Origin of the sequence: Anoxybacillus sp. FSL W8-1294 (genome assembly GCF_037965005.1) — a bacterium.
Classification (GTDB): Bacteria; Bacillota; Bacilli; order Bacillales; family Anoxybacillaceae; genus Anoxybacillus; species Anoxybacillus flavithermus_G.
In genome coordinates, this window is record NZ_CP150179.1 from 1158725 (window position 1) to 1185442 (window position 26718).

Sequence of the window (26718 nt, forward strand, 5' to 3'; positions counted from 1 at the left end):
CATAAGCGACGTTTTCGGCTATGATAGAAACGTAAAAATTGTTCGACAATTGTATACGTTCGTTGCAAAAAGGTGTCGAATGGGAAACCTAGTAGACTTAATAGGGAATCTGGTGCAAGTCCAGAACTGTCCCCGCAACTGTAAATGCTGACGAAATGAAGGACGCCACTGTACAATTCGTATGGGAAGGCTTCAAAGTAGGATGACGCATAAGTCAGTAGACCTGCCTTTTTGCATCGTCATTCGCGTCTTCGGGGAGTGAGACGGCGAAACGACAAAGGTGACGGTTGTCTTTTGTTGTTTCCAGCTCATTCCATTTGGGATGAGCTTTTTATTTTTATATACAAAGAGGGGGAAAAACGATGAAAAAATGGAAGCAGTATGTATGGCTTCTTGCGCTCGTGCTGACGCTCGGATTAGCGGCGTGCGCGAATAACGCAGAGCCAGCAAAAGAGACGAAGCAAGAAGCGAAAACGGAACAAGCCGCATTTCCAGTCACCATAAAAGATGCGGTTGGTGATGTCACGATTGAAAAAGAACCGGAAAAAATTGTTTCGCTTATCCCGAGCAATACAGAAATTGCGTATGCGTTAGGACTTGGCGACAAAATCGTTGGTGTAAGCGATTTTGATAACTATCCGGAAGATGTGAAAAATAAAGAAAAAATCGGCGGCATGGAGTTTAATGTTGAAAAAATTATCGCGCTTCAGCCGGACGTTGTGCTTGCACACGCGTCAAGTGCACATAACTCTGAAGAAGGATTAAAACAATTGAAAGATGCGGGCATTACAGTCATTGTTGTGCCAAATGCTACATCGTTGAATGACGTGTATGCTTCCATTGAACTAATCGGTAAAGCGACAGGGAAAACGAAAGAAGCATCGGACGTTGTGAAACAAATGAAGCAAAAAATCGATGCCATTGCTGAAAAAGCAAAAGAGGTGAAAGAAGAAGCAACCGTTTGGATCGAAGTCTCGCCTGCACCAGAAATTTATACAGCCGGAAAAGGAACATTTATGGATGAGATGTTAACGATCATTCATGCGAAAAATGCGGCAGGTGATCAAGAAGGATGGCCGATGTTTACGGAAGAAGATGCAGTGGCGTTAAACCCGGATGTCATTATTACGACGTACGGTTATTACACGCCGAACGCAGTTGAGCAAGTGCTCGCTCGCCCAGCATGGAAAGACGTTCCGGCTGTCAAAAATAAGCGAGTATATGATGTGAACTCAGATTTAGTTTCTCGTCCAGGACCACGTTTAGCTGAAGGGGTCGAAGAAATTGCCAAAGTCGTTTATCCAGACATTTTTCAATAATTACATCGTTGCATCAATCATTGCGATGGCTGCCATATTGTTAGGGATATCGATTGGATCACAATCGATTCCCTTTTCTTCTATATGGGACACGTTGTCGCATCATTTGTTTCATACACCGATGGACGTTCCCGCCACCATTTCGCAAATTATTATTGCGATTCGTGTGCCGAGAGTAGTGCTCGCCTTTTTGATTGGGGCGTCCTTAGCACTTGCTGGTGTAGCGTTCCAAGGGCTTTTAAAAAACGTTTTAGCTGATCCGTATACGATCGGAGTATCGTCTGGTGCAGCTGTCGGAGCGGTCATCGTTTTTTTCTTTCATCTCCATTTACCACTTCTCGGGCGGTTTACGTTGCCGATTGTTAGCATTATTTTTGCGCTGATGACGTTATTGTTTGTTTTATTATTTGCGCGACTTGCAGAGCGGAATATGGCAATCGAGACGATTGTTTTAATTGGTATTATGATGAACGCCTTTTTCGGTTCGCTCATTTCGCTTATGGTTGCCCTAAGTGGAGAAGAGCTACGTCAAGTCATCGGCTGGCTTATGGGGAGCGTAGCGATGCGCGGTTGGTCGTACGTTTCCTTGTTTTTTCCGTTTTTCGTGATCGGTTCTATCGGTCTATTTGTTCACACTCGCGAGCTAAACGCATTTTCGTTTGGGGAACAAGCAGCTGCAAGCATTGGCGTGCATGTGTTACAGCGCAAACTATTTATTTTGTTGAGCGCATCGCTACTTACAGGAGCAGCTGTGGCAGTATCAGGGACGATCGGGTTTGTTGGTCTTGTCATCCCTCATATGACGCGTCTCATTTGTGGAGCTAATCATAAAAGATTATTGCCGCTTTCTTTTTTGTATGGGGGAACGTTTCTCGTATTAGCAGATTTAGTTGCGCGAACGATCGTTGCCCCGCGGGAGTTGCCGATTGGGGTCATCACATCATTTATTGGCGCACCATTGTTTGCAATATTGTTATTTAAAAGTTTAAGACGGAAGACGTGATCGATATGATAGATGTAAAGCACGTTTCGTATCAATATGGGGAAAAAAAAGTGTTGGAAGATGTTTCGTTTACCGTTTATGAAGGGGAGTTTTTCGGTATGTTAGGACCGAACGGAAGCGGGAAAACGACGCTAATGAAACTGATGAGCCGTGAACTTCCTTTGCAACAAGGGGATATGTTTGTTTACGGTCAACCGATTCAGACGTATAAACCGAGACAATATGCAAAGCTCGTTGCGACGTTACCTCAACATACAGATATTTCGTTTGGTTATACAGTAAAAGAAATGGCTGAACTCGGTCGTTATCCTTATCAGTCATCGCTTTTGCCGCGCTGGACAAACGAGGATGAACAAACTGTTACTGAAGCGATTCATTCCGTTACATTGACGCATAAACAACATGTACGGTTAGAACAATTAAGTGGAGGGGAACGGCAACGCGCTGCACTCGCACGGTCGTTAGCGCAACAACCACGTGTATTGCTTTTAGATGAACCGACGAACCATATGGATGTGGCGCAGCAGTTTAAGTTGCTCAATTTATTAAAACAATCAGGGCTTACCGTTGTAGCTATTTTTCATGATATAAATATTGCCTCGCTTTATTGCGACCGACTTCTTTTATTGAAGGATGGAAAAGCTGTTGCATGCGGAACGCCGCGGGAATTGTTGAGCGAATCAATGATTGAGTGCGTATTTGAAACAAAAATGAAACGTCACGAACACCCGGTTTTACCGAAGCCGCTCGTCACATTCGTTCCATTTTCTATGCCGCATATAGACGAGGGATTATGGCACGTCAAAGAACACGAAACGATGCTCGTCGTAGAGACAGCTAAGCCGTTTAAAGTGCTTTCATCTGCCCTTGTTGGCGGCGGTATACGTTGGGCGACGACGTTCGTCAATCGGCATGTTCCGCTTGATTATCGTTGTGACAATGCCGAGCAGGAGATGATTCAATTTTTGAGGCAACACGGTTTTGATGAGCAATGGACGGTCGGAATGATGACCGCTGTCGATGTGAAAGATGTAGCGTTTTCATTTGTTGATGAAGATATTCGGTTGTTTGTTGCGGTGACCGCTGGAGTTGGAAATGCGGTAGATAGTGCAAATGCTTGGCGGCGTACAGATGTAGTCGCTTCTCCAGGGACGATTAATACGTTCGTTTTTATCGATGGTCATTTATCAGAAGCTGCGTTCGTGCAAGCGCTAATGACTGCAACAGAAGCAAAAGCAAAAGCGTTGTGTGATAAACAAGTCGTCGATCCGCAAACGAATACGATCGCGACAGGAACATCAACCGATTGTACGGCCATCGCTGCGTCCCAACAAGGAACATATTATGCATACGCTGGAACGATTACACCGATCGGTAAACAGCTAGCTCGTCTCGTATATGAAGCAACGCAAACAGCTATTGACCGCTATCGAAAGCGAAAGGGTCAACAACCCAATGACTAAAGTCATGGGCTTGTAAGCCCCATGTTGACCAGACCAAGGCTTGAAACAGAGCCTACGCTATAGATGTCATGACACGTTCGGGTGCTTCTCCAGCCCGTTCCTCTGTCGTGCAAGGTTAAACAAGCGTGGTGGGTAGCGCTAGTGTCTTGCACATAACAAGCATCTATAACATGGTCGAGGAGAATATGACCTGCTTTATGCAGAGGAAAGGGGAGAACCCTATGGTTTTTGTGTTAGACACAAACAAACGTCCGCTTGCTCCTTGTCACGAAGCAGTTGCAAGAAAGCTGTTGAAACAAGGGAAGGCGGCGATTTACAGGCGATTTCCATTTATATCAACTCGACAAGATGGAAAGCGTATGAAGTGTTAAAGCAGACAGGATTAGATGTCGAGTGTGGAACAGGTGCACGAACAAAAATGAATCGTATTCGTTTAGACTTGCCGAAAACACATTATTTTGACGCTTGTTGTGTAGGCGAAAGCACAACAAATCACTTATATTTCAAAACAAAAGAAGTGTTATTTATCAAGGCAAAAGGGCGTGGTAGTCGCTCTCGTACAAACCTAGATAGATATGGCTTCCCAAGAGGTTATCTTGCAAGACAAAAATTCTTCTTTGGTTTTCAAACAGGGGACATGGTTAAGGCTGTTGTCCCAAGAGGGAAATATCAAGGCGTTTGGTTTGGCGAAGTCGCATGTAGAAAGACTGGAAGTTTCGATATTAAAGGCAAGGACGGAAAGCGTATCGCACAAGGAATAAATTATAGATATGTCCAAGTCATTCAGCGATTTGACGGATATGCTTATGGAAAGGGGGTGGCGGAACTTGCGTAAGGTGCAATTCCTCCCCGTGCCTAAAGGCAGGGGCTTCCTTGCGTAAGTTTCGTGAAAGTTGATGACGCATATATGGGCGGTATGGCTGGCACTTTTGCTTGATCGTCTGCTCGCCGATCCCCGCCGCTTCCATCCGGTTTGTTGGATTGGGCAAATGATTGCGTATATGGATCGTCGTTTTAATAAAGGAAGATGGCGAAAAGGAAAAGGAGTGTTCACCCTTTTTGTCGTCTGTACGTTCACATTTGTAATGAGTTATGCATTGATTGCAAGCGCATATCGACTTTCTCTTATAGTGGGGGTTTTCGTTGAAGCGATTATCATTTTTACTTCGATTGCGCCAACATCATTAGCAAAAGCCGCATACGATGTACTTGATCCGCTAAAAAGAGACAACATCGATGAAGCGAGAAAAAACGTGGCGATGATCGTTGGACGTGACACAGAGAAGTTACAAGAAGATGGAATTGTGCGTGCATGTGTGGAAACGGTAGCGGAAAATACGAGCGATGGAGTAACGGCGCCCCTTTTTTATGCTTTTCTTGGCGGGGGAGCGTTAGCCATGTTGTATCGGGCGGTAAATACGTGCGATTCGATGCTCGGATATAAAAATGAACGGTATGCCCAATTTGGCTGGGCTTCAGCCCGTTTAGACGACGCGTTCAATTACGTTCCTGCGCGACTGACAGCGTGTGTGATGTTGCTTATTCATCGCGCAAACATACGCATGTGGAAACTATTATTTCGCGATGCTCGCAACCATCCAAGCCCAAATAGCGGATGGTGCGAGGCAGCGATGGCTGCCCTATTAGGTGTTCAACTCGGAGGGGTGAATACATACAACGGGGTCATATCCGTTCGTCCAACGATTGGCGATGCATCCGTTCCGTTGAAATGTGAGCATATTAAGCAAGCGGTGGCGATAATGAGACGTACAACAATAGCTTTTACGATCGGGGGGAGTTTGCTTGCAGTTGCCTGCACATGGGGCTAATCCGCGTCGTTTATACGAAGCGATGCACATGGATATGCCGAGTTCGTATATCGATTTTAGCGTAAATGTGAATCCGTTCCCGCTTCCAGACGAATATATGCCAACCGAACAACAATGGGTTCGCTGGATGAGCGTATACCCTGAAGAGCGAAGCGAAACGCTTCGAGCAATCATTGCCGAACGAGAACATGTAACGCGCTCCAACGTATTTGTCGGCAATGGTGCTGCAGAATGCATTTATTTGCTTGCTGAACAATTTGCAGGAAAACGTATTGGCATCATTGAGCCAACGTTTTCAGAATATCGTCAGGCATGTGAAGCTTACGGTTGTACCGTTCACTCGTTTATGTTAGATGAACATTGGCAACCACCGCTAGACCAAATGGTTGCGAACTTGCCGTCTTTACACGCACTATTTGTTTGTCATCCGAACAATCCGACCGGTACCGCATGGTCAGAAGAAACGATGCATACGTTGTTAAATGCGGCGCATGATGAAGGAGTATATGTTGTCGTTGACGAAGCATTTTATGACTTCTGGATTGACGGTTATTCCGTTTCTTCTTTTTTACGTACGTTTGATCGTTTAATTGTGTTGCGGTCGTTAACGAAAATGTATCGACTGGCAGGTGTACGGCTCGGCTATGTGCTCGCACACGAACACGTCGTAAAAAAGTTAATGAAAAAACAGCCACCGTGGAGCGTCAATACGATTGCTCAACAAATAGCGAAACAATTATTAAAAGACGATGCATTTGTGGAGCGAACGAAAGTGTACATTGCATCGGAGCGAAAACGAGTATTTGAACAATTGAATGAACTTGGCTACAAATATTCACCGTCTGTCGTCAATTTTTATATGTTATACGACGAAACGATCACGCTTTTTCCTTTTCTTTTACAACATGGTATTGTCGCGCGGCATACGTTTAATTTTCGAGGGCTGGACGGAAAATATGTCCGTTTTGCGGTTCGAACGAAAGAGGAAAACGATCACCTCCTCTTTTATTTAAGAAGGTGGAAGCAATGATTGTATTTATTAGCGGAGGGGTGCGTAGCGGAAAGTCTTCATTCGCAGAACGATGCGCGAAAATGATCGCCGAACCGACTGATTCCCTTCATTATATTGCCACGGCGCTGCGGACAGACGAAGAAATGGAAGCGCGCATTGCTCACCACCAAGCACAACGGAAACATGACGGCTGGCAAACGTGGGAACAACCGTATGATCTCGATTGTATCATGCCGATGTTTGGTGGGTGTGATGTTGTTTTACTTGATTGTTTAACGAATTTATGGGCAAATGAGTTATTTCGCGATGACGAATGGAACGTACATGTAAAAGTGCCGCGCATCGCCCAGCAAATAAAACAATTAGGCGAAAAAGTGAAAGCGCTCATTGTTGTGAGCAACGAACTATTTTGCGATGGTGTGCCGCATGAGCGAGGAACGTATACGTATATGCACGGTCTCGGTTTATTGCATCAACAGATTGTTGCGTGTAGCGATGTAGCCATTTTGATGCGTTACGGCTTGCCCATTGTGAAGAAAGGAAGATGGCCATGTGGCGCGGAATCATATTAGCGGTACAGTTTTTAACTGTTCTCCCGCTACGAATGCAAGTGGACTGGAATGAACGAACAGGTCGCATAGCTGTGTTGTCGTTTCCGCTCGTCGGTGCAATCATCGGACTTTTTCTTGTTGCCATACATGTGGTACTGTCCGATCACATTTCTTCGCTTGTTTTGTCGTTTTTATTATTATTTTCCTCTATCTTTCTTTCAGGAGGATTGCACGCGGACGGCTGGATGGATTGTAGCGATGCATATTTTTCGTATCGCGATCAACAACGACGTCTCGAAATTATGAGCGATCCGCGCGTCGGGTCGTTTGCGGTGCTCTCGCTTTTCTTTTTGCTCGGCTTTCGTTTCATTTTTATGTTTGAAACGATCGCACATTTCTCGCTATTTTCTCTTTTTTGCCTTCCGCTCCTTTCGCGTCTCGGGATGGCGTTGCTTTTATTGACTGCGCCGCTTGCGAAACAAACGGGTATGGCGGCTGCATTTCGCCAATATGTCGATCACCGATATGTGCCGATTATTGTTATGTATGGGCTTATTGCTTTCTTATCGCGTGAGACGCTCGTTTTGTTTTTGGCGCTTATGTTGTTTTATGTGATAGCGAAAGCGTTTGTCGTAAAACAGTTTGGTGGAGTAACTGGCGATGTGTTAGGAGCGTTTATTGAAGGGAGCGAAACGTTTTTATGGTTCGTCATGTGGCTATTACATGCATTCGCCATTTTGTAACGAAGGAAAATGAGGAGAAACGATATATCGGATGGACGAATGTACCGATTGTGAAAAAGCCGAATGTGTCGCACTCGCTACATGCCGATGTCGTGATTACAAGCGACTTGCTTCGTTGTCGGCAAACGGCGTATGTTTTGTTTCCAAATCACGTCATTGAATGTTCCTATCGTTGGCGTGAACTCCATTTTGGCGATTTTGAAGGAAAAACGTACGCCGAGTTACAGACGGTCGAGTCATATCGGCGATGGATAGATGATCCCATTCACCATTCACCACCAAATGGCGAATCGTTTCGCCATTTTCAAGGGCGTATCGAACGAGCGATCGATGATCTCATTAGCCGCTCGGCTTCTCATACTGTCGTTGTGACGCATGGGGGAGTCATACGTTACTTATTGTCGCAGTACGCTCCTAAAACACGTCCGTTTTGGGAGTGGCACGTCCCTTTTGGTGAAGGAGTAACACTTTACAATACGAGAGAACGTTGGAAGGAGAGAAAACGATGCATTTCGTTAGCGGCGGTGCGTTTCAAGGAAAGCGAAAATGGGTAAACGCATATTATTCACTCACGCATACCCCGCATATTTGGCATTGCGCATATGAACGACCACTTCCGCCTCCCCATGATGAAAAAACGGCATCTGTTGTTGTGCTAGAAGGAATAGAACAATGGATTCGCGAAAGGTTTCTTCCTTACACAGATGAGCAAAAAAAAGCGATGATGTCGTATATGAATGCATGGGAGCAATGGGAAAAAGAGAAAGAACGGACGGTCGTTTGGATTGGCTGCGATATCGGACAAGGGATCGTCCCGATTGAGGCACATGAACGAGCGTGGCGAGATGCGGTCGGTTGGTCGTATCAACAATTGGCGCGCATATGCAGCCGTGTTGATTACGTATGGTGTGGGATAAATGAACAAATAAAATAGGGGTGGTTCATATGAAATTGTACACAAAAACAGGAGATCAAGGGCAAACAAGTTTAGTTGGTGGGAGAGTCGATAAAAATCATGTGCGTGTCGAGGCGTATGGAACGATTGACGAAGCAAATTCGGTCATCGGTTGGGCGATGACATTATTACAAGATGAACGGTTTCGCGATATTTATCAAGAATTACAGCGCATTCAACATGAATTGTTTGATTGTGGCGGCGATTTAGCCATCGTTGGCGAGAAAATGCCATACAAAGTAAAGCCCGATATGGTCGCGTTTTTAGAGGAACGTATCGATGTATATATTCAGCAAGCACCGCCGCTTGAACGGTTTATTTTGCCAGGGGGGTCTCCACAAGCTGCTGCGTTACATATGGCACGGACGGTGACACGAAGAGCAGAACGTTATGTTGTAGCGTTAATGAAGCAACAACAAACGAATGAAGTCGTTTTACAATATATGAATCGTTTATCAGACTATTTATTTGCCGTTGCGCGCGTCGTCAACGCTCGCTTGCAAGTAAAAGATGTAGAATATGAACGAAGCGCCATTGTGTTTCGTGATAAAAATGAAAAAGAAGGTGAATTGGAATGAGGCGTTTCACGTTGCTTGTTATGTTTATTAGTCTATCCGTCATTGGTTCGCTTATCAAAATCCCATTTACAATCGGAAGTATTGCGCTCGATAGCGCACCTGCGGTTGTAGCAGCTGTTTTTCTCGGGCCAACAGCTGCTGCGGTTGTGGCAAGTGTTGGACATGTTGTATCTGCTTTATTTGGCGGATTTCCGCTTGGTCCATTTCATATACTTGTGGCTATTGAAATGGCCGCTCTTTTATACATTGTCGGTTTGTTGATAAGACGAGGATGGTTCATTTTTAGTTATGTATGTTTTTTTATCGGTAATGCACTACTTGCACCGTTACCTTTTGCATGGATCATGAGCCCGGCGTTTGTACTTTCTATCATTCCGTCTCTTGCATTAGCTACGGGCGTCAATTTAGCAATTGCTGTTGTCGTGTCGAAAGCGTTGCAACGCGCGTGGGGGAAGCAGCATGCGTGACGTATTATGTGTGCCATTTGATGAACAACATGAGCTCGTTTTTGCCGCTGACTGTTCAGGTGGAATTGGCTTAAAGCAATATGATGTTGTTCAAGCGCCATATGATGTTGTTAGTTACTATGGAGCTCGCGTTTCGCTTATGGAACTGATGAGCATTGGAGCAACGCCAAAAGCTTTTGTACTACAAAACTTTGTCGATGATGGATCATGGGATAAACTTGTCGCAGGCATCCAACAAACGATGGTGGAGTTACAGTTGTCGCTTCCTATAACAGGAAGTAGCGAATCAAACATGCCGCTTATGCAATCAGCTGTTGGAGTTGTTGCTGTCGGAACGGTAAGGAAAGAGGAAAAGAGAATAAATATTACACCAATGGATGCACGTTGGGCTGTCATCGGAGAACCACTCGTTGGTGAAGCGGTCATACATAAGAAAGATCGAATCATTCCGCTTTCTTTATTTCGCATGTTGCTGCAGGTAGATGGAGTGTATGAAATAATCCCAGTTGGTTCAAAAGGGATATCGCATGAGTGGAAGCTTATGCATGGGGAACGCCCACTTCGTTGTTCCCTTCCGTCACATGCTTCTGCTGGCCCAGCGACATGTGTGCTTGTAAGTTATCATCAAAAGCAAGAGCCGTTATTGCAGTCACTTGCTGGAACGCTTTTTTATCCGATTGTAAATGAATTGTAAAATGTCATGTTTTATCGTTCTAACCGTTCATTTTTTCGCATACAACATATATGGTCATTGGTGAACGGGGGGAATAAACGATGGAAGATATGATGAAACGAGTGCTCGTTGTTGTTGGGATGGCTGCATGCATTCATTTATTGTTTCTTGTTGGATTAAACAACTAGAAAAAGAGAACGTTGTGCTATATAATGAAAAACAATACGAGAGAGGGGGAGAAAGCAATGTTAACAGATTACCATAATCATTTAGAGCGCGGCACGTTAACGCTCGATTATTTAAAGCAATTTACGGATGAAGCTGCACGGAAAGGAATTGAACATTTCGGTATTTCCGAACATGCGTATCATTTTTATCAGACGAAAAACATTTTGTCGAATCCGTGGATTGAAGAGCGTCGCTACTATGATATGGCCGATTACGTTCGTTTGTTTCACGAAGCGTGGGATGCTGGAATTGATGTGAAAATGTCGATTGAAATGGACTACACGCCAGGCAAACATGAAGAAATGGCACAATTCATTCGCGCTTACGATTTCGATTATGTCATCGGCTCGATTCATTGGGTTGATGATTTTGGCATTGATTTAGCTGAGTTTCGGAAAGAGTGGGATCGTCGTGATATATACGATACATATCGAAAATATTTCGATCAAGTTGTCACGTTAGCTGAGTCGAACTTATTTGACATTATCGGTCATTTAGATTTAGTGAAAATTTTTAAATACGTGCCAGAAGATGAGGAATTTTTGTTAGAACAGTACGATCGTGCCACGACGGCACTAGCCAACTCGAAAACATGCGTAGAAATTAGTACAGCAGGATTGCGTAAACCGGTCGGTGAACTGTATCCTGATCCTCGCTTATTACAAATGTGCTACGACAAGGGCGTTCCGATCGTGTTGTCGTCCGATGCGCATGTGCCACAAGATGTCGGTGCCGATTATGACAAAGCGATTGCTTTGGCCAAAACAGTCGGTTACACCGAAATTATGACATTTTCGAAAGGGGAACGAAAAGCGGTTCCACTTGGATAAAAAAGGTTCAGCCAAGAGGCTGAACCTTTTATACTTCCAACTTTTTCACAGCATCAATATCGCTAATTTGCTCAAGCGTTTCAACAAGCGCATCATCAAGCGGTTTATCGAGCGAAAGCATCATAATCGCCTTTCCGCCTACTTCTTGACGGCCAACTTGCATCGTTGCGATGTTTACTTGATGGGCACCTAAAATGTTTCCGACTTTTCCGATCATTCCCGGTTTATCATGATGTTGAATATACAACAAATGTCCTTCTGGAGCAAAATCGATTGCAAAACCGTTGAAATGAACGATCCGATCACCATAGTGAGCGATATGCGTGCCTTTCATCGTAAACGTTTTATTTTCACCATATACCGTTAATGTAATGGTGTTGTTGTAGTCGTTTCCATTTGCTGAAAATTTTTCACTAAAGGCGATGCCGCGCTCTTTTGCGATCATTGCTGCATTTACTTCATTGACCGTTGAAGCGACGCGAGGCTTTAAAAATCCAGCAAGCAAGCTACGTGTAATAAATGTCGTTTCTAAGTCGGCAACAGAGCCTGAATACGTAATCGCAATTTCTTGGACGGGTTCGCTCATATATTGGGAGGCGAGGATTCCCATTTTTCGAGCTAATGTATAAAATGCTTGAATTTTTTCATATACATCTTTTGAAAGTGTCGGCAAGTTAATCGACGATGTGACCGGTTTTCCTTGTAAAAACTTTAATACTTCCTCAGCTACTTGTGTCGCTACGTTCACTTGTGCTTCGACTGTCGATGCCCCAAGATGTGGAGTGACAACGACGTTATCAAAAGAGAGAAGCGGATGGTCTCCCGGCGGCTCTTGTTCAAATACATCGAGCGCAACGCCTGCCACATGTCCGTTTTCTAAAAACGGAATAAGTGCTTGTTCGTCGATGATTCCACCGCGGGCGCAGTTAATTAAATATACCCCTTTTTTCGTTTTTGCCAAGTTTTTTGGACCGAGAAGCCCTTTCGTTTCTTTTGTTAGCGGCGTATGTACAGTAATGATATCCGCTTGTGCAAGCAACTCATCAAGTGTACAAACATCGACACCGATTTTTTCTGCTCGCGCTTTCGTTAAAAATGGATCGTATACGTGAACGTGCATACCGAATGCGCGCGCACGCTTTGCTACTTCAGAACCGATGCGACCAAATCCAATAATACCTAAATGTTTTCCGAATAACTCGACACCGACGAAAGCGGAACGATTCCATTCACGTGATTTGACTGAAATGTGCGCTTGTGGAATACGGCGCACTAATGAAGCCATCATCGCAAATGTATGTTCCGCTGTCGAAATTGTATTGCCGTTTGGAGCGTTAATGACGACGACACCGTATCGTGTAGCTGCATCGACATCAATATTGTCCACCCCGACGCCAGCGCGTCCTACAATTTTTAAATTCGTCATTTTTTGCAGTAATTGTTCAGTCACTTTTGTCGCGCTACGGACGAGCAGCGCATCGAACTGATCAAGTTCGCCCTCCACCTCGCTTACCTTTTTTTGCACGACTTCGATCGTTGGATCAGCAAGAAGTGGGGCAAGTCCTTCTTCGCTCATTGCATCAGCTACTAAAATGCGAATCACAAACATTCGCTCCTTTCAATTAATAAGTTTTTAAATTTCTGATAATTTAACATACCCGTATGCACGTGTCAATAACTTTCGGAAAGGTCATACAAATGAAAGCGTTTTTATATATGAATGTTCGGAAAAAAGACAAAAAGCTGGACAAAAGCCAGCTTAAAACACGGAATGTATTTATTTTTGTTCATTGTAACGAGCGATGCATTCGTCAATGAGTTTTGCAGCCGCTTCTGGGCCTTCCCACGTACCGATTTCTGTTTTCTTTCCTTCTAAGTCTTTATAACGTTCAAAGAAATGAGCGATTTCTTTTAATTTATGTTGTGGAAGATCTTCAAGGCTACGCACATCAGCAAAGCGAGGATCGTCAACAGGTACACCGATTAATTTTGCATCTTCTTCGCCACCGTCTACCATGTTTAAGTAGCCAAGGACACGCGTTTCAATAACGCAGCCAGGGAATGTCGGATTTGTCACGATAACTAAAATATCGAGCGGGTCGCCATCTAATGCAAGTGTATTTTCTAAATAGCCATATTCTGCAGGATAAAACATTGGCGAATATAAGACGCGATCAAGTTTAAATATGCCGCGCTCTTTGTCATATTCATATTTGTTTTGGCTACCTGTTGGAATTTCAATAAATGCTTCAACAATTTTGTTTTCAAACGCCATGCCAAATTCCTCCTTTTTGTTATGTATACTTTTTTATTATAGTCGATTGGACAAGTGGTGACAATGACTGAACGAAAGAAAAGGGCAAGCTTCACGTGAAGTTTGCCCTTAGACGTTTTTATTCAAATTTGTTTGGATCGCCATCAAATGGCTCGTCCGCGACTTTGATCGAGTCTGTTGGACAGCCTTCAAACGCATCCATCATATCGTCAATTAATACGTCTGGTACTTCGACAATGCCTTGGTTGTCGTCTAATGTTACGTAAGCGATACCTTCATCATCGTAATCGTAAATATCAGGTGCAGCTGCTCCACATGCACCACAGGCAATACATGTTTCTTTGTCAACAATCGTGTACTTCGGCATACAATGACCCTCCTTAATTATATGGAACCAATCGTTTCATATGAAACGTTGGAAACGTATTCCTCACACTTTTATAATAAATGTGTTGCGGTAACTTTTCAATAAAAAACTCCAATGAAAATGCTTATCAGTACACAGTTTTCCCTCACATTGCTTCGCTTAATCTGGTAAAATGAAAGGGAAAATGGAGTGAATGTCGCATGTTACAACACATCGTTTTATTTTGTATCGACCGATTTCGGGGAGAACGGTCGCTCGCTGCGATCGATCATTTACTGAATGGCAAAAAAACAGCACAAACGTTACAAGATAGTAAATGGTATGATGTTAGTCGTCTATTTGGGACGGTACCAATTGACCGTACTCGTTTATTTGACGTCACACGAGCATTAGAGATGGATGGACTGATTTCCCAAGTGGACGAACACATATATTGCACAACCGCAAGTGGAAAAGAGAAACTTCGGCGCTTTATCCTTCCTCCTTACATTGATGGATGGAAGTATATGAATGAATCTTCTTTGTTTTGGAAAAGGTTGTCTTTACTTATTCAAACGATTGCAAATATCATTCATCGTACATCATTTGAGCCTGTACATCGCGATGAACACATTCAATCGTTTGTGAAGCGATGGTTGTTGCAACACAAACATATACAAGCGCTCGCTCGTTTATTATATGAAGAAATGTACGAGCTACTTCGTTGTGTAGAGGAAAAAGATGCTAATATTTTCGTTTGGCGGTTGACAAGTCATGAGCGTATCGGATGGACGAACGAACAAATTGCCTATGCCATAAAGGAAGAAGATGTGGCGGTTTTGTTATCGTTTCAAAATGTTCTTCATTTTATGCTTGACATGACGGAAAAAGAAAAGGAAAAATTTCCGCTTCTTTTTTCACTGCGGGAACAGAAACGTGTCCAATTAACGAATTCCGCTCAAAAAACATGGGAATTGCTAAAGGAAGGATATTCACTTGAACAAATTGTCGAGTTGCGTGGATTGAAAAAAGGAACGATTGAAGATCATATTGTCGAAATCGCTACATATATTCCAACGTTTGTGACGACGCCATTTTTAGAGGAGAATAAACGCGAGCGCATTATTCAACAAGCACAAAAATTACAAACGAAAAAATTACGGGCGATAAAAGAAGTGTTACAAGACGTTTCTTATTTTGAAATTCGGCTTGCGTTGGCAAGGTGGGAGGGGGAAGATGCTTAACATATTAAAGGAACGATTTGGTTACGATTCGTTTCGCATGGGGCAAAGAGAAATTATTGAAGATGTGCTGAATGGACGAAATTGTGTTGCTATGCTTCCGACCGGTGGTGGAAAGTCGCTTTGTTATCAGCTCCCGGGTTATATATTAAACGGCAGTGTGTTAATTACTTCCCCACTCATTTCGCTTATGGAAGATCAAGTACAGCAGCTTAGAAATCGTGGTGAAAAACGTGTTGTAGCGCTCAATCGTTTTCTGTCTTATCGCGAAAAACGAGATGTGTTGCGTGAGTTAGCATCGTATCGTTTTATTTATGCTTCGCCTGAAATTTTACAATCCCCTTTACTTATCGAAGCGTTAACACGCATAAACATTTCGTTGTTTGTCGTAGATGAAGCACATTGTATTTCACAATGGGGACATGATTTTCGCCCTGACTTTTTAAAGCTCGGTCTTCTTCGCCAAACGCTCGGCAATCCGCCATGTTTAGCGTTAACGGCTACAGCTACACGTCAAGTTATCGCTGATATTGTAACGACGCTTAAACTCGACGACGTGAAGCAACATATATACCCGCTCGATCGCCCAAATATTTGTTTATACGTGCAATATGTTCAAACGGTAGAAGAAAAAATCAAGGCGTTAAAACAGCTTGTCGCCACGTTACCTAAACCGGGAATTGTGTATGTAGCTAGTCGACAATGGGCAGAAACATTAGCAGAAGTGCTTCGTGAGGATCATCGCGTAAGCTATTATCATGGAGGGATGGATGGTGAACAGCGACTTCTTATTCAACAACAGTTCGTTTATGATCAGTTAGACGTCATTTGTTGTACAAATGCGTTTGGAATGGGTGTTGATAAACCGAACGTTCGCTTTGTTATCCATTTTCACTTGCCGACACAACCAGAAGCATATTGGCAAGAAGTTGGGCGCGCTGGGCGCGATGGAAACGAAAGTATTGCCATATTATTGTATGCCTCAGGCGATGAACAAATGGGACAATTGATGATCGATATGGAATTTCCAACAAAAGAACAAATTGTCTATGCATTGGACGCTCTACGCCATGGGCGGAAGGAAATGGGGTTAACAGACGTACAACAACGTCTTTTATTGTATTGGCTAGAACAAATGAATATGCAAGAAGATATACACACTTTAGCTAATCAACTATACGCCCATATAGAACAAAGAAAACAAGAAAAAATAAAAAAATGGGTATTTATGCAACGATGGATAAACGAACAAACTTGTCGTCGGCGTACGATGCTTTCATATTTTGAACAACAACCACTTCCGAATGAGCGTTGTTGTGACCGGTGTGGCGCTGATATATACGTAAACGCTCCTGTAAAACATATTCAACAAATACATTTGCGCCCGTGGCAGGAAGAGCTCTGTTCCATGTTTGCAATAAAGGTGAGGACAAATGATTAAAAAACAAATGGAGATAGCTAGTCAAATGAACGATGAAGAAATCGTTTATCATCTATATGTAACACAAGCGCTTATTTTTCTTATTGCGCTCATTTTAAGTGTATTTTTATTTACGCCTGCGACCTTCTTTTCGATGTGGCAGTGGGATATACGGGAAATACTATTGTACGGTAGCGGTTGTGCGGCGCTCGTTCTTTTTGTAGATTTTTTACTTATTCAGTATGCACCTGAACAATGGTATGATGATGGTGGAATCAATGAAAAATTATTTCGTTCACGTTCGGTACCGCACATTTTTATCATGACTATGGTCATTGCATTTTGTGAAGAGCTATTGTTTCGTGGTGTCATTCAGACGCATGTCGGCCTATTTTTCGCAAGCATCATTTTCTCTCTATTGCATATTCGTTATTGGCGAAAATGGCTCCTTCTTCTGGCTGTCGTTAGTTTAAGCTTTTGGATTGGACTTATCTATGAATGGACAAGCAATTTATGGGTCACGATTTTTGCCCACTTTCTCATTGATTTTATTTTAGCGTTACACATCCGGTATCGTACAAAGGAGGTGACAAACGATGCGTAAAGACCAAGCGGAAAATTTGCGTGAAAAAATGGATAATATTAGTAAGCAACAAGAAGATGAGCTTCAGTTGCCACCGCGCAGCGAAGTGCATAAAAAGAAAAAAACGAAATGGAAAGTTAAACATCCACTCGTTCGCATTCTTGCGCTCTTTTTCGTTTTATTGCCGATTTCCATTTACAGCATATATCACTTAGTTGAGAAGCGTCCCGTCCAAGTCGTGACGATTGATGATGAAAGCTATGAGACTATTGATGTCGATCAACAAAAAGGGCATAAGCCACAACAAAAACCGCTTGAAAACGAAGCAAAAGAAGAGGAACAAGAATCGAATGAAACAGAATCATCTTTTATTTATCATACCGTACAAGAAAATGAAACGTTATATAGCATTGCGATGAAATATTACGGAAATGAAAAAGGAATGGACCTCATTAAAGAATGGAATCATTTAACGAGCATGAAACTACAAAAAGGACAAGTGTTAAAAATTCCAAATATGAATGGAAAATAAGGTATACCACTTTGTCGATGGACATACAATCGTAGTAAAACACGATCGGCAGGGGTGGCTATGATTTTCCCAATTGAATTAGATGAAGTGACAAAGGCGATTTTACAACGAATGATAACGCATAAAAGAGAATGGGAAGACATGAAAAAAAGAATGAAGTGGTCGTTCATTTTGTTTTTGTTTTCACTCGCTTTATTTGGATTGTATATATACCAAACGGTTGTTATTCCAAATCATTCGTCTACAGAACGAATGATTGTAGCAGCGATTGATGATGAACGCATTCTTTGGTTTACTGCATTCGTTGGATCGCTTGGTTGGTTTGTTTCATTTTGTAAAAAGAAAAGTGATAAAGCGGAGCAAGATTTCCATGCACTCCGCTGTGAGTTCATTCAAAAAAGTAGCGAATTACTTGAAAAACGAACGTGGGAAAAAAGGCATGTTCTTTACGAGTGGATGAAAGAAACATATGATATCACGCTTTATCATGAAAATAAGTGACCACACACTCTCTCGCTTCATATGTTGAAGAAGGGAGGGGGCAACATGTGGTTTCTTTTTATTGTTGGATTGTTATGTGGCTATTTTATGATCGCTTGGACGCCAGCGGTCGAGCCGTTCGTATTAGTTACATTTTTAACGGATATGATTTTTGATCCAATGAAAACATTTTTTGCGCTTGTTAGTTTCTTTATCGGTTTCATTTCCAATGCGATCCTCATTCGCGCAGCGACTTGGCATACGTTACAAGCATGGCGAAAGGAACCGACGAATCGAAAAGAGCAATTTCTTTCGTATAGCGTATTACTGACGTTTTTTATATTGGCGACGATTGATGTAAAAAAAACGGCAATTTTTTTCCTCTTTTCTTTCGTATATGGTATGATGTCAATGAGTGTATACAAAGAGAGGGAAAATTGAAATGGTGTATATTGTAGCAATATTTGTAGCACTTATGTTATACATGTGGATCGAAGCACATCGGAATCGTGTTATTTTTCATTCATTGCCATTTTCAACGTTTCCAGAAAGCTTTTCTCGCTTTCGTATTTTTTTTATTTCAGATATTCATCGTCGACGTGTATCGAAAACGTTAATTGGCTCATTAAAAGGAAAAGTCGATCTTGTTATTATCGGCGGCGATTTAACTGAAAAAGGGGTTCCGTTTTCGCGTGTTAAACGAAATATTGCGTTGTTGAAAAAGCTCGGTCCCGTTTATTTTGTTTGGGGAAATAACGATTACGAAGTAGATTACCATGAGTTAGATGCACTATTGCTTGAAAATGGCGTGAAAATATTAGACAATACGGCAGTTACGTTTGAAAGTGAGCAAGGTGATCGCATCGCTTTGCTCGGTGTCGATGATATGAACAAAAGGCGAGATCGGCTCGAGCTTGCGTTAAGCGATGCCGAACAGACAACTTTTCGCATCCTTGTTAGCCACGATCCGCGCATCATTGAAAAAATTAAGCCACAACATGAAATTGCGCTCGTTTTAAGCGGACATACGCATGGCGGACAAATTCGTCTCGGACCGTTTGGGCTATATGAAAAAGGATGTTTGCGAAATATAAATGGGACGATGCTACTTGTGAGCAACGGATACGGGACAACGACGCTTCCATTTCGTTTCGGTGCACGTGCGGAAACGCATCTGATCGAGTTAAAACATAAGAGAAGTTAAGCAAAACTTATACAAAATTTACACACCTCCGTCATGTTCGCTATAATGTTGACAGAATGATGCGAAAGATGGAGGATTTTATATGTCAACGCAAGAAGGAAAATATAATGTGAAAGCAGTGTCAAACATGTTAGGTATTCAGCCTGGGACGTTGCGAGCGTGGGAGCGCCGTTATCAAATTATCGCCCCACCGCGCAATGAAGCGGGACATCGTCTATATACAGAGGAACAAGTGCAAATATTGAAATGGCTAGTTGATAAAGTGAATCAAGGATTTACGATTAGTCAAGCCGTTTCTTTGTTAGAACAACGTCCTGCAGAAGTGCGCATGCAAGCAGAAGATCACATTACTACGCTTCGCGAACGGTTGTTGCAGGCGCTTTTATCGTTTGAAGAATGGAAAGCACATGAATTGCTCAATGAGGCGTTTAGTTTATATACGGTTGACAAAGTCGCGCTTGACTTGTTAAGCCCGCTTCTTGTACGGATCGGAGATTTATGGGGAAACGGAAAAATTACGAGCGCTCATGAACATTTTGCTTCCGCTTTTTTACGTTCACGGCTTGGGATGGCGTTTTCCATGCTCCCGGTTCATCGCTTGCTTCCAAAAACGATTTCCGTTTGCGGGCCAAACGAATGGCATGAACTAGGGTTACTTATTTTTACGTTATATTTGCGCAGAAAAGGATACGAGACTATTTATTTAGGTGCAACTATTGACCATCATGATTTACTGATTGTCATTAATGAAGTGAAACCATGTTATATTTTTTTATCGTGCACGTTACAACAAAACGTACAAGCGACGCTAAAACTCGTCGATCAATTGAAACAAACATACCCAGCGATTCGTATTGGAATTGGGGGACGAGCGTTTGATGAAGTCGATGAACAAATGAAAAGTAAATATGGCGATCATCTTCTCGGGCAGTCAAAAGAGCAATGGGATGAATGGTTAAAATCCAATGAAAAATACTTGTCTAAAAGGGAGAAAACGATGTAAACTCATTAGTAATATGACGAACATTTCTACATGTTCGTCATATGCTAACAGTAGAGTCTGTGTAGGTAAGGAGGGATGTTTATGCGGCTTGAACGCTTAAACTACAATAAAATTAAAATATTCCTCACATTTGACGATTTAGTCGAGCGCGGTTTAACGAAAGAAGATTTATGGAAAGATACGTTCAAAGTGCATGAGCTATTTCGTGATATGATTGAGGAAGCAAGTGAGGAGCTCGGCTTTGAAATTAATGGGTCGGTCGCTGTTGAAGTGTACTCTTTACCGGCACAGGGCATGGTCGTGATCGTAACGAGCGAAGGTGAGATGACAGATGAGGAAGACGAGTTTAGCGACGATTATATTGAAATGCAAGTCACGCTAGATGAAAGCGATGATATATTTTTCGAATTTCAAACGTTTGAAGATGTCATTCAATTAGCGACGCGTCTTTATTCGCTCGGTTGTCATGGCGGCTCGCTTTACAGTTATGAAGGACGCTTTTATTTACATTTTGCAGAATCTGTCATTCCAACAGATGATTTTGTTGCTATTTTAGCTGAATATGGAAGCCCATCGACATTGACGATTTATCGTGTCGAAGAGTACGGCAAAAAATTGATCGCCAACGAAGCGATTGACCAAATATATAAATACTTTGTAAAAAAATAACCTTCGCTTATTGCGAAGGTTATTTTTTTAAAATGGGTAAGGTGGTTCATCTTCTTTTGTCCATGCACGTATAAAGAATTCCTTATTTTGAAATTTATGAAATGAGTCACGATGGACAGTTGGAAATACACGTTCAACGGATAAATGTTGTGTACGATGGGCAAGTAAAGCTTTGCGCACTTTTTTTGCTTCTTCATCTGTGAATGTGAAGACGATATCGATGTTTTCAATTGGGTCACCGTAACGATCCGGGCGACCAACGACAGTTACATAATACAACTGCTCTACAATATGATCCATCGATGTTACCGCTTGATATGTGGCGCGTTGAATCGCTTGATGGTCACGATGTCCCGAAATACCATGCGGCGGGAACGTTACGACAACGGTCGGCTTGTATTGTTCAATGATATGACGAATCGTATCGACAAGCTGTTTTTCATGTTCGGGTAATTTTCCATCAGGATATGTATCGGTAATGACATGATCAACACCTAAAATAGCCGCTGCTTGTTCCAATTCCTTTTTACGTACGTAGGGGAGCTCTTCTTTCGTACAAACTGGAGGGTTCCCACACTTTCCGGCATCGCCAAGCGTTGCGCTGTATACGATCGTTTCGACATCCTCACGCTTCGCTAATGTCGCAAGCAATCCTCCGACCGTAAACGTCTCGTCATCAGGATGTGCAAAACAAAACAAAATTCGTTTTTTCATCTTTCTCGCCCCTTTCTCTCGTACGTTCATTATATCGCTTTCGTATCGCGATGTGAATGATCGGTTTTTCTGAAAGCGATTACAAAAAACGATAAAAACTTCTTTGCATATGCGCATAGAAGGTGTATACTATGACATGAAAGGTGGACAATATTTTACAAAAGGTCATGGGAGGTTTACAAATGGTAGCCGAAAAGCATACCAACGAGGAAAAACATGATGTCCTACGAGCAACACAAATCGTCATACATAGAGCGCTCGAAAAGCTCGGATATCCTGAAGAGGTGTATGAGCTATTAAAAGAGCCGTTGCGCATGTTAACGGTGAAAATTCCGGTGCGCATGGATGATGGCTCAGTAAAAGTGTTTACTGGCTACCGTGCACAGCATAATGATGCGGTCGGTCCAACTAAAGGGGGTATTCGCTTTCACCCGAACGTCACGGAGCGTGAAGTGAAAGCACTTTCTATTTGGATGAGTTTAAAATGTGGGATTGTTGATTTACCGTATGGCGGCGGAAAGGGTGGAATTGTATGTGATCCGCGTACCATGTCGTTCCGTGAATTAGAGCGATTAAGTCGCGGTTACGTTCGCGCCATTAGCCAAATCGTCGGTCCAACGAAAGATATTCCTGCGCCTGATGTGTTTACAAATTCACAAATTATGGCGTGGATGATGGATGAATATAGCCGAATTGACGAATTTAACTCGCCGGGATTCATTACAGGAAAACCGCTTGTACTCGGTGGTTCACACGGTCGTGAAACGGCAACAGCGAAAGGGGTTACCATTTGCATTCGTGAAGCAGCGAAAAAGCGCGGCATCGACTTAAAAGGCGCGCGTGTTGTTGTGCAAGGATTCGGTAACGCAGGAAGCTATTTAGCAAAATTTATGCACGATGCGGGAGCGAAAGTGATCGGCATTTCTGATGCATACGGCGGTTTGTACGATCCGAACGGTCTTGACATTGATTACTTATTAGATCGTCGCGACAGCTTTGGTACCGTGACGAAGCTATTTAAAAATACAATTACAAACAAAGAATTGCTTGAACTAGAGTGCGATATTTTAGTTCCAGCTGCCATCGAAAATCAAATTACAGAAGAAAATGCCCACAACATTAAAGCAAAAATCATCGTCGAAGCTGCAAACGGTCCGACGACGTTAGAAGCGACAGAAATTTTAACGGAGCGCGACATTTTAATCGTTCCTGACGTCCTAGCGAGCGCTGGTGGGGTAACAGTTTCTTACTTCGAGTGGGTGCAGAACAATCAAGGATATTACTGGACGGAAGAAGAAGTGGAAGAAAAGCTGGAAAAAGTGATGGTGAAAGCGTTTAATAACGTATACGAAACAGCGCAAACACGCCGTGTTGACATGCGTTTAGCGGCATATATGGTCGGTGTACGTAAGATGGCGGAAGCATGCCGTTTCCGTGGTTGGATTTAATGTTTGCATCAATACAAAAAATCTCCTATCATTATATGATAGGAGATTTTTTAATTGGAGTGAGCGTCAAGTGAAAAAAGAACAAATCATTATTGTTGGTGGAGGACCATGTGGGTTAGCAGCTGCGATTGCTTTACAAAACGCAAACTTTTCCCCGCTTGTCATTGAAAAAGGAAACATCGTCAATTCACTATATCATTATCCGACACATCAAACATTTTTTAGTTCGAGTGATCGTTTAGAAATTGGCGGTGTGCCGTTTATTACGGAAAATCGAAAGCCGAAGCGCAATCAAGCGCTCGTTTATTACCGGGAAGTTGTCACTCGAAAAAACATTCGCGTTCATGCATTTGAAAAAGTCGAACGCGTAACGAAGCAAGCGAATGGCTCGTTTATTGTTGAAACGAGCAAAGGTACGTATGAAGCAACATACGTCATTATTGCGACGGGATATTACGACAACCCAAATTATATGAACGTGCCTGGCGAACATTTGCCGAAAGTGACGCATTATTTTAAAGAAGCACATCCGTACTACAATACAGATTGTGTCGTGATCGGTGGGAAAAACTCGAGCGTTGACGCCGCGTTAGAACTCGTTAAAGCAGGGGCGCGCGTCACCGTTTTATATCGCGGTTCCCAATATTCTTCAAGCATTAAACCATGGATTTTGCCTGAATTTGACTCCCTTGTGCGCCAAGGGGTTATCACGATGGAATTTAACGCTCATGTGAAAGAAATTACAGAAGACGCCGTCATTTATACAGTAAATGGCGAAGAAAAGAAAATAAAAAACGATTTCGTGTTTGCGATGACAGGATATCATCCAGATCATGATTTTTTAAAAAACATGGGCGTTCACATTGATGAGGAAACAGGGCGACCGATGTACAATCCAGAAACGATGGAAACAAATGTGGAAGGTATTTTCATCGCAGGCGTCATTGCGGCCGGAAATAACGCGAATGAAATTTTTATTGAAAACGGTCGTTTTCACGGTGACTTGATTGCTACATGCATTGCTAAAAGAGAGAAGAAAGTGTCCGAATAAAATTCGGGCGCTTTTTTTATTGTTTTATATTGTTAACTATAATAAAATATAGGTTGACAAATAAGGGGGAGAGGAGCATAATGAAAGGTTTTTTTATTACAGGAACAGATACGGACGTAGGGAAAACATTTGTTACCGTTTGTATGTTGCGCACCCTTATGAACAAACAAATACGTGCAACAGCTTATAAGCCGATTCAAAGCGGGGCGCAATGGCAAGGGGGGAAATGGGTTGCACCGGATGTGGAAATGTATCGACAAGTGATCGATGTGACGGATGAAGAAGGATATACATACTTATTGCAAACTCCTTGTTCTCCGCATTTAGCTGCGCGTATGGATGGAGTAACTATTGAGCCAAGCCGCATTGTAGCACATGTGAAAAAACTTCAACAAACGTATGACTTCGTGCTTGTTGAAGGAGCGGGTGGAATTGCTGTTCCACTCGTCGATGAATCGTTTCTTGTTGCCCATTTAGCACAAGCATTATCTTTGCCGCTCATTATCGTGGCGCGAGCGAGTGTTGGAACGATTAACCATACGGTGTTAACGGTTGAATATGCTAGAGCGCATGGCTTACATATTGCTGGCATTATTATGAACGGATTTTCTACTCCAACAAATGAAATTGAGCGAGACAATATACGTATGATCGAAACGATGACAGGCGTGCCGGTCATTGGAAACATTCCACATATGCCGGACGGTAGTTGCGGTGAAGTTGTATGGAGAAAGGAATGGTGGCAATGAACGAGTGGATTGAAAAAAGTAAAACGTATTTATGGTTGCCGTTTACGCAAATGAAAGATTATGAACAACATCCACTCGTTATTGAAAGTGGGGACGGGATTTTTTTAACAGATGTGAACGGAAAAACGTATTATGATGGGTATTCATCGCTTTGGCTAAACGTGCATGGGCATCGAAAAAAAGAAATTGATGATGCCATCCGCGGGCAGCTTGAGCGAATCGCCCATTCGACTCTTCTAGGTGCAGCCAATATTCCTGCGATCGCATTGGCGGAAAAATTAATTGAATGGACACCGAGTCATCTTACGCGCGTGTTTTATTCCGACAGCGGGGCGGAAGCGGTGGAAATTGCGCTCAAAATCGCCTTTCAATATTGGAGAAATATCGGGGAAAATAAAAAGCAAAAATTTGTGACGCTCACAAACGGTTATCATGGGGATACGGTCGGTGCCATTAGCGTCGGAGCGATCGATATTTTTCACACCGTATATGAACCGCTTATGTTTACGAGCTATAAAGCACCGTTTCCGCTCGTCTATCGCCATCCAAGCAACGATCCGAACGTTGTGCGCGATGAGGCGTTAGGTGCATTAGAAGCGTTATTTGCTGAACATCATGAAGAAATTGCCGCCATGATTGTTGAAGGAATGATTCAAGGGGCAGGTGGTATGCATGTCATGCCAAAAGGATATTTAAAAGGGGTAGAACAATTATGTCGGCAATATAACATTTTATTCATTGTCGATGAAGTAGCTACCGGTTTTGGCCGAACAGGAAAACGATTTGCGATCGAGCATGAAGATGTGCAACCTGACATCATGACGGTGGCAAAAGGCATTACGGGCGGTTATTTGCCGATTGCTGCTACATTGACGACCGAAGCGATTTATGAAGCATTTTATGGCGACTATACAGAGTTTAAAACGTTTTTTCATGGACATTCTTATACAGGGAACCAGCTCGGTTGCGCCGCTGCTTTAGCTAATCTAGAGATTTTTGAACGGGAGCGATTAATTGAACAAGTGGAGGAGAAAGTAGTATTTGTCGCTGAGCAGCTCGCATCATTTACCCAGCTCGATCATGTTGGGGACGTGCGGCAACTAGGGATGATGTGCGGCATCGAACTTGTGCGCGATCGCCATACTCATGAACCGTATCCGTGGATGGAACGGATGGGGTATAAAACGACATTAAAAATGAGAGAAAAAGGAATGCTGACACGTCCGCTCGGTGACGTCATCGTCTTTATGCCTCCGTTAGCTAGTACGTTTGAACAGCTTGAAGCGATGATTCATATTATGCGAGATTCCATTATTGAAACGACGGAAAAGAGGGGCTGAATGGTCAGCCCC

The 26718-nt window shown here is 42.8% G+C and carries 32 protein-coding genes and 1 riboswitch; of the genes, 28 read left to right on the top strand and 4 right to left on the bottom strand.

The genetic code is table 11. From position 1 onward, the window contains the following. Nucleotides 1-53 precede the first annotated feature (53 nt). A riboswitch (cobalamin riboswitch) is annotated at nt 54-246 on the top strand. Nucleotides 247-362: 116 nt separating this feature from the next. From NSQ23_RS06150 to NSQ23_RS06220, 15 genes are all read left to right on the top strand, one after another. Then, nucleotides 363-1319 (top strand): ABC transporter substrate-binding protein, encoded by a 957-nt coding sequence (locus tag NSQ23_RS06150; protein WP_339173763.1) that lies wholly within the window; start codon nt 363-365, stop codon nt 1317-1319. Further along, nucleotides 1285-2322 carry an iron ABC transporter permease gene (locus NSQ23_RS06155; RefSeq protein ID WP_339173765.1) on the top strand — a complete coding sequence of 346 codons (1038 nt, stop codon included), beginning with the start codon at nt 1285-1287 and terminating at the stop codon, nt 2320-2322. The genes NSQ23_RS06150 and NSQ23_RS06155 overlap by 35 nt, the downstream gene beginning before the upstream one ends. A gap of 5 nt (nt 2323-2327) precedes the next feature. Further along, on the top strand, nt 2328-3785 hold the full coding sequence (locus NSQ23_RS06160) for an adenosylcobinamide amidohydrolase (RefSeq protein WP_192948309.1): 1458 nt from the start codon (nt 2328-2330) through the stop codon (nt 3783-3785). A gap of 170 nt (nt 3786-3955) precedes the next feature. Continuing rightward, a complete protein-coding gene (locus NSQ23_RS06165) occupies nt 3956-4156 on the top strand; it encodes an RRXRR domain-containing protein (protein WP_339173767.1) in 201 nt (66 codons plus the stop codon). Further along, nucleotides 4150-4620 (top strand): hypothetical protein, encoded by a 471-nt coding sequence (locus tag NSQ23_RS06170; protein ID WP_241735350.1) that lies wholly within the window; start codon nt 4150-4152, stop codon nt 4618-4620. Before NSQ23_RS06165 ends, NSQ23_RS06170 begins: the two co-directional genes overlap by 7 nt. Nucleotides 4621-4681: 61 nt before the next feature. After that, nucleotides 4682-5614, top strand: coding sequence for an adenosylcobinamide-phosphate synthase CbiB (cbiB, locus tag NSQ23_RS06175; protein WP_004889768.1), 933 nt, complete (start codon nt 4682-4684; stop codon nt 5612-5614). Further along, complete coding sequence (cobD, locus tag NSQ23_RS06180) at nt 5589-6644, top strand: threonine-phosphate decarboxylase CobD (RefSeq protein WP_035018574.1); 1056 nt, start codon at nt 5589-5591, stop codon at nt 6642-6644. Before cbiB ends, cobD begins: the two co-directional genes overlap by 26 nt. Then, nucleotides 6641-7198 (top strand): bifunctional adenosylcobinamide kinase/adenosylcobinamide-phosphate guanylyltransferase, encoded by a 558-nt coding sequence (locus tag NSQ23_RS06185; RefSeq protein ID WP_004889770.1) that lies wholly within the window; start codon nt 6641-6643, stop codon nt 7196-7198. The genes cobD and NSQ23_RS06185 overlap by 4 nt, the downstream gene beginning before the upstream one ends. Beyond that, nucleotides 7171-7920, top strand: coding sequence for an adenosylcobinamide-GDP ribazoletransferase (locus tag NSQ23_RS06190; RefSeq protein ID WP_064214475.1), 750 nt, complete (start codon nt 7171-7173; stop codon nt 7918-7920). Before NSQ23_RS06185 ends, NSQ23_RS06190 begins: the two co-directional genes overlap by 28 nt. Next, nucleotides 7878-8474, top strand: a complete 597-nt coding sequence (locus NSQ23_RS06195; protein WP_064214474.1) for a histidine phosphatase family protein — start codon at nt 7878-7880, stop codon at nt 8472-8474. Before NSQ23_RS06190 ends, NSQ23_RS06195 begins: the two co-directional genes overlap by 43 nt. Next, entirely contained in the window at nt 8426-8854 is a 429-nt protein-coding gene (locus tag NSQ23_RS06200; protein ID WP_004889775.1) for a bifunctional adenosylcobinamide kinase/adenosylcobinamide-phosphate guanylyltransferase, read from the top strand. Before NSQ23_RS06195 ends, NSQ23_RS06200 begins: the two co-directional genes overlap by 49 nt. An 11-nt stretch (nt 8855-8865) precedes the next feature. Further along, the gene (locus tag NSQ23_RS06205) at nt 8866-9453 is read left to right on the top strand and encodes a cob(I)yrinic acid a,c-diamide adenosyltransferase (protein WP_004889777.1); all 588 of its coding nucleotides are present in this window, start codon (nt 8866-8868) and stop codon (nt 9451-9453) included. Continuing rightward, nucleotides 9450-9920 (top strand): ECF transporter S component, encoded by a 471-nt coding sequence (locus tag NSQ23_RS06210; protein ID WP_004889779.1) that lies wholly within the window; start codon nt 9450-9452, stop codon nt 9918-9920. The genes NSQ23_RS06205 and NSQ23_RS06210 overlap by 4 nt, the downstream gene beginning before the upstream one ends. After that, nucleotides 9913-10614: a hypothetical protein gene (locus tag NSQ23_RS06215; RefSeq protein WP_004889780.1), complete on the top strand. Its 702-nt coding sequence runs from the start codon at nt 9913-9915 to the stop codon at nt 10612-10614. Before NSQ23_RS06210 ends, NSQ23_RS06215 begins: the two co-directional genes overlap by 8 nt. A gap of 224 nt (nt 10615-10838) precedes the next feature. Then, nucleotides 10839-11651 carry a histidinol-phosphatase gene (locus NSQ23_RS06220; protein WP_064214473.1) on the top strand — a complete coding sequence of 271 codons (813 nt, stop codon included), beginning with the start codon at nt 10839-10841 and terminating at the stop codon, nt 11649-11651. A gap of 28 nt (nt 11652-11679) precedes the next feature. Here NSQ23_RS06220 and serA read toward each other — a convergent pair whose 3' ends face one another. From serA to NSQ23_RS06235, 3 genes are all read right to left on the bottom strand, one after another. Further along, entirely contained in the window at nt 11680-13254 is a 1575-nt protein-coding gene (serA, locus tag NSQ23_RS06225; protein WP_004889782.1) for a phosphoglycerate dehydrogenase, read from the bottom strand. A gap of 174 nt (nt 13255-13428) precedes the next feature. Beyond that, nucleotides 13429-13926 (bottom strand): inorganic diphosphatase, encoded by a 498-nt coding sequence (locus NSQ23_RS06230; RefSeq protein WP_004889784.1) that lies wholly within the window; start codon nt 13924-13926, stop codon nt 13429-13431. 118 nt (nt 13927-14044) lie between these two features. Beyond that, the gene (locus NSQ23_RS06235; RefSeq protein ID WP_003394452.1) at nt 14045-14293 is read right to left on the bottom strand and encodes a ferredoxin; all 249 of its coding nucleotides are present in this window, start codon (nt 14291-14293) and stop codon (nt 14045-14047) included. A gap of 200 nt (nt 14294-14493) precedes the next feature. Between NSQ23_RS06235 and NSQ23_RS06240 the strand changes: the two genes are divergently transcribed. From NSQ23_RS06240 to NSQ23_RS06280, 9 genes are all read left to right on the top strand, one after another. After that, nucleotides 14494-15516 carry a helix-turn-helix domain-containing protein gene (locus NSQ23_RS06240; protein ID WP_004889786.1) on the top strand — a complete coding sequence of 341 codons (1023 nt, stop codon included), beginning with the start codon at nt 14494-14496 and terminating at the stop codon, nt 15514-15516. Then, nucleotides 15509-16954 carry an ATP-dependent DNA helicase RecQ gene (locus tag NSQ23_RS06245; RefSeq protein WP_339173780.1) on the top strand — a complete coding sequence of 482 codons (1446 nt, stop codon included), beginning with the start codon at nt 15509-15511 and terminating at the stop codon, nt 16952-16954. Before NSQ23_RS06240 ends, NSQ23_RS06245 begins: the two co-directional genes overlap by 8 nt. Continuing rightward, on the top strand, nt 16947-17537 hold the full coding sequence (locus NSQ23_RS06250; RefSeq protein WP_004889789.1) for a CPBP family intramembrane glutamic endopeptidase: 591 nt from the start codon (nt 16947-16949) through the stop codon (nt 17535-17537). The genes NSQ23_RS06245 and NSQ23_RS06250 overlap by 8 nt, the downstream gene beginning before the upstream one ends. Then, nucleotides 17530-18048 (top strand): LysM domain-containing protein, encoded by a 519-nt coding sequence (locus tag NSQ23_RS06255; protein WP_064221151.1) that lies wholly within the window; start codon nt 17530-17532, stop codon nt 18046-18048. Before NSQ23_RS06250 ends, NSQ23_RS06255 begins: the two co-directional genes overlap by 8 nt. A gap of 60 nt (nt 18049-18108) precedes the next feature. Continuing rightward, nucleotides 18109-18549 (top strand): YpbF family protein, encoded by a 441-nt coding sequence (locus tag NSQ23_RS06260; RefSeq protein ID WP_004889791.1) that lies wholly within the window; start codon nt 18109-18111, stop codon nt 18547-18549. A 45-nt stretch (nt 18550-18594) separates the two neighbouring features. Further along, on the top strand, nt 18595-18969 hold the full coding sequence (locus NSQ23_RS06265) for a hypothetical protein (protein ID WP_064214471.1): 375 nt from the start codon (nt 18595-18597) through the stop codon (nt 18967-18969). A 1-nt stretch (nt 18970) separates the two neighbouring features. Further along, nucleotides 18971-19732, top strand: coding sequence for a metallophosphoesterase (locus NSQ23_RS06270; protein ID WP_004889794.1), 762 nt, complete (start codon nt 18971-18973; stop codon nt 19730-19732). Nucleotides 19733-19814: 82 nt separating this feature from the next. Next, on the top strand, nt 19815-20735 hold the full coding sequence (locus NSQ23_RS06275) for a B12-binding domain-containing protein (RefSeq protein WP_004889795.1): 921 nt from the start codon (nt 19815-19817) through the stop codon (nt 20733-20735). Between the two features lie 81 nt (nt 20736-20816). Next, nucleotides 20817-21404, top strand: coding sequence for a genetic competence negative regulator (locus NSQ23_RS06280; RefSeq protein ID WP_339173786.1), 588 nt, complete (start codon nt 20817-20819; stop codon nt 21402-21404). Between the two features lie 27 nt (nt 21405-21431). Here the strand turns inward: NSQ23_RS06280 and NSQ23_RS06285 are convergent, their stop codons facing one another. After that, a complete protein-coding gene (locus tag NSQ23_RS06285; protein ID WP_035018575.1) occupies nt 21432-22118 on the bottom strand; it encodes a PIG-L family deacetylase in 687 nt (228 codons plus the stop codon). Between the two features lie 182 nt (nt 22119-22300). Here NSQ23_RS06285 and NSQ23_RS06290 point away from each other — a divergent pair, with 182 nt between their 5' ends. From NSQ23_RS06290 to bioA, 4 genes are all read left to right on the top strand, one after another. Then, nucleotides 22301-23566: a Glu/Leu/Phe/Val dehydrogenase gene (locus tag NSQ23_RS06290; protein ID WP_004889801.1), complete on the top strand. Its 1266-nt coding sequence runs from the start codon at nt 22301-22303 to the stop codon at nt 23564-23566. A 70-nt stretch (nt 23567-23636) separates the two neighbouring features. Then, nucleotides 23637-24617: a YpdA family putative bacillithiol disulfide reductase gene (locus tag NSQ23_RS06295; protein ID WP_192948306.1), complete on the top strand. Its 981-nt coding sequence runs from the start codon at nt 23637-23639 to the stop codon at nt 24615-24617. Nucleotides 24618-24697: 80 nt separating this feature from the next. Further along, a complete protein-coding gene (bioD, locus tag NSQ23_RS06300; protein WP_192948305.1) occupies nt 24698-25366 on the top strand; it encodes a dethiobiotin synthase in 669 nt (222 codons plus the stop codon). Next, nucleotides 25342-26706 (top strand): adenosylmethionine--8-amino-7-oxononanoate transaminase, encoded by a 1365-nt coding sequence (bioA, locus tag NSQ23_RS06305; protein WP_339173791.1) that lies wholly within the window; start codon nt 25342-25344, stop codon nt 26704-26706. The genes bioD and bioA overlap by 25 nt, the downstream gene beginning before the upstream one ends. Nucleotides 26707-26718 lie beyond the last annotated feature (12 nt).

What these genes read in the sequence shown, in the direction of transcription:
- NSQ23_RS06150 (WP_339173763.1), top strand. Translation starts at nt 363, where the DNA reads ATGAAAAAATGGAAGCAGTATGTATGGCTTCTTGCGCTCGTGCTGACG.
- NSQ23_RS06160 (WP_192948309.1), top strand. Translation starts at nt 2,328, where the DNA reads ATGATAGATGTAAAGCACGTTTCGTATCAATATGGGGAAAAAAAAGTG.
- NSQ23_RS06165 (WP_339173767.1), top strand. Translation starts at nt 3,956, where the DNA reads ATGGTCGAGGAGAATATGACCTGCTTTATGCAGAGGAAAGGGGAGAAC.
- cbiB (WP_004889768.1), top strand. Translation starts at nt 4,682, where the DNA reads ATGACGCATATATGGGCGGTATGGCTGGCACTTTTGCTTGATCGTCTG.
- NSQ23_RS06185 (WP_004889770.1), top strand. Translation starts at nt 6,641, where the DNA reads ATGATTGTATTTATTAGCGGAGGGGTGCGTAGCGGAAAGTCTTCATTC.
- NSQ23_RS06190 (WP_064214475.1), top strand. Translation starts at nt 7,171, where the DNA reads ATGGCCATGTGGCGCGGAATCATATTAGCGGTACAGTTTTTAACTGTT.
- NSQ23_RS06195 (WP_064214474.1), top strand. Translation starts at nt 7,878, where the DNA reads ATGGTTCGTCATGTGGCTATTACATGCATTCGCCATTTTGTAACGAAG.
- NSQ23_RS06200 (WP_004889775.1), top strand. Translation starts at nt 8,426, where the DNA reads ATGCATTTCGTTAGCGGCGGTGCGTTTCAAGGAAAGCGAAAATGGGTA.
- NSQ23_RS06205 (WP_004889777.1), top strand. Translation starts at nt 8,866, where the DNA reads ATGAAATTGTACACAAAAACAGGAGATCAAGGGCAAACAAGTTTAGTT.
- NSQ23_RS06210 (WP_004889779.1), top strand. Translation starts at nt 9,450, where the DNA reads ATGAGGCGTTTCACGTTGCTTGTTATGTTTATTAGTCTATCCGTCATT.
- NSQ23_RS06215 (WP_004889780.1), top strand. Translation starts at nt 9,913, where the DNA reads ATGCGTGACGTATTATGTGTGCCATTTGATGAACAACATGAGCTCGTT.
- NSQ23_RS06220 (WP_064214473.1), top strand. Translation starts at nt 10,839, where the DNA reads ATGTTAACAGATTACCATAATCATTTAGAGCGCGGCACGTTAACGCTC.
- NSQ23_RS06230 (WP_004889784.1), bottom strand. Translation starts at nt 13,926, where the DNA reads ATGGCGTTTGAAAACAAAATTGTTGAAGCATTTATTGAAATTCCAACA.
- NSQ23_RS06235 (WP_003394452.1), bottom strand. Translation starts at nt 14,293, where the DNA reads ATGCCGAAGTACACGATTGTTGACAAAGAAACATGTATTGCCTGTGGT.
- NSQ23_RS06240 (WP_004889786.1), top strand. Translation starts at nt 14,494, where the DNA reads ATGTTACAACACATCGTTTTATTTTGTATCGACCGATTTCGGGGAGAA.
- NSQ23_RS06245 (WP_339173780.1), top strand. Translation starts at nt 15,509, where the DNA reads ATGCTTAACATATTAAAGGAACGATTTGGTTACGATTCGTTTCGCATG.
- NSQ23_RS06250 (WP_004889789.1), top strand. Translation starts at nt 16,947, where the DNA reads ATGATTAAAAAACAAATGGAGATAGCTAGTCAAATGAACGATGAAGAA.
- NSQ23_RS06255 (WP_064221151.1), top strand. Translation starts at nt 17,530, where the DNA reads ATGCGTAAAGACCAAGCGGAAAATTTGCGTGAAAAAATGGATAATATT.
- NSQ23_RS06260 (WP_004889791.1), top strand. Translation starts at nt 18,109, where the DNA reads ATGATTTTCCCAATTGAATTAGATGAAGTGACAAAGGCGATTTTACAA.
- NSQ23_RS06265 (WP_064214471.1), top strand. Translation starts at nt 18,595, where the DNA reads ATGTGGTTTCTTTTTATTGTTGGATTGTTATGTGGCTATTTTATGATC.
- NSQ23_RS06270 (WP_004889794.1), top strand. Translation starts at nt 18,971, where the DNA reads ATGGTGTATATTGTAGCAATATTTGTAGCACTTATGTTATACATGTGG.
- NSQ23_RS06275 (WP_004889795.1), top strand. Translation starts at nt 19,815, where the DNA reads ATGTCAACGCAAGAAGGAAAATATAATGTGAAAGCAGTGTCAAACATG.
- NSQ23_RS06280 (WP_339173786.1), top strand. Translation starts at nt 20,817, where the DNA reads ATGCGGCTTGAACGCTTAAACTACAATAAAATTAAAATATTCCTCACA.
- NSQ23_RS06285 (WP_035018575.1), bottom strand. Translation starts at nt 22,118, where the DNA reads ATGAAAAAACGAATTTTGTTTTGTTTTGCACATCCTGATGACGAGACG.
- NSQ23_RS06290 (WP_004889801.1), top strand. Translation starts at nt 22,301, where the DNA reads ATGGTAGCCGAAAAGCATACCAACGAGGAAAAACATGATGTCCTACGA.
- bioD (WP_192948305.1), top strand. Translation starts at nt 24,698, where the DNA reads ATGAAAGGTTTTTTTATTACAGGAACAGATACGGACGTAGGGAAAACA.
- bioA (WP_339173791.1), top strand. Translation starts at nt 25,342, where the DNA reads ATGGAGAAAGGAATGGTGGCAATGAACGAGTGGATTGAAAAAAGTAAA.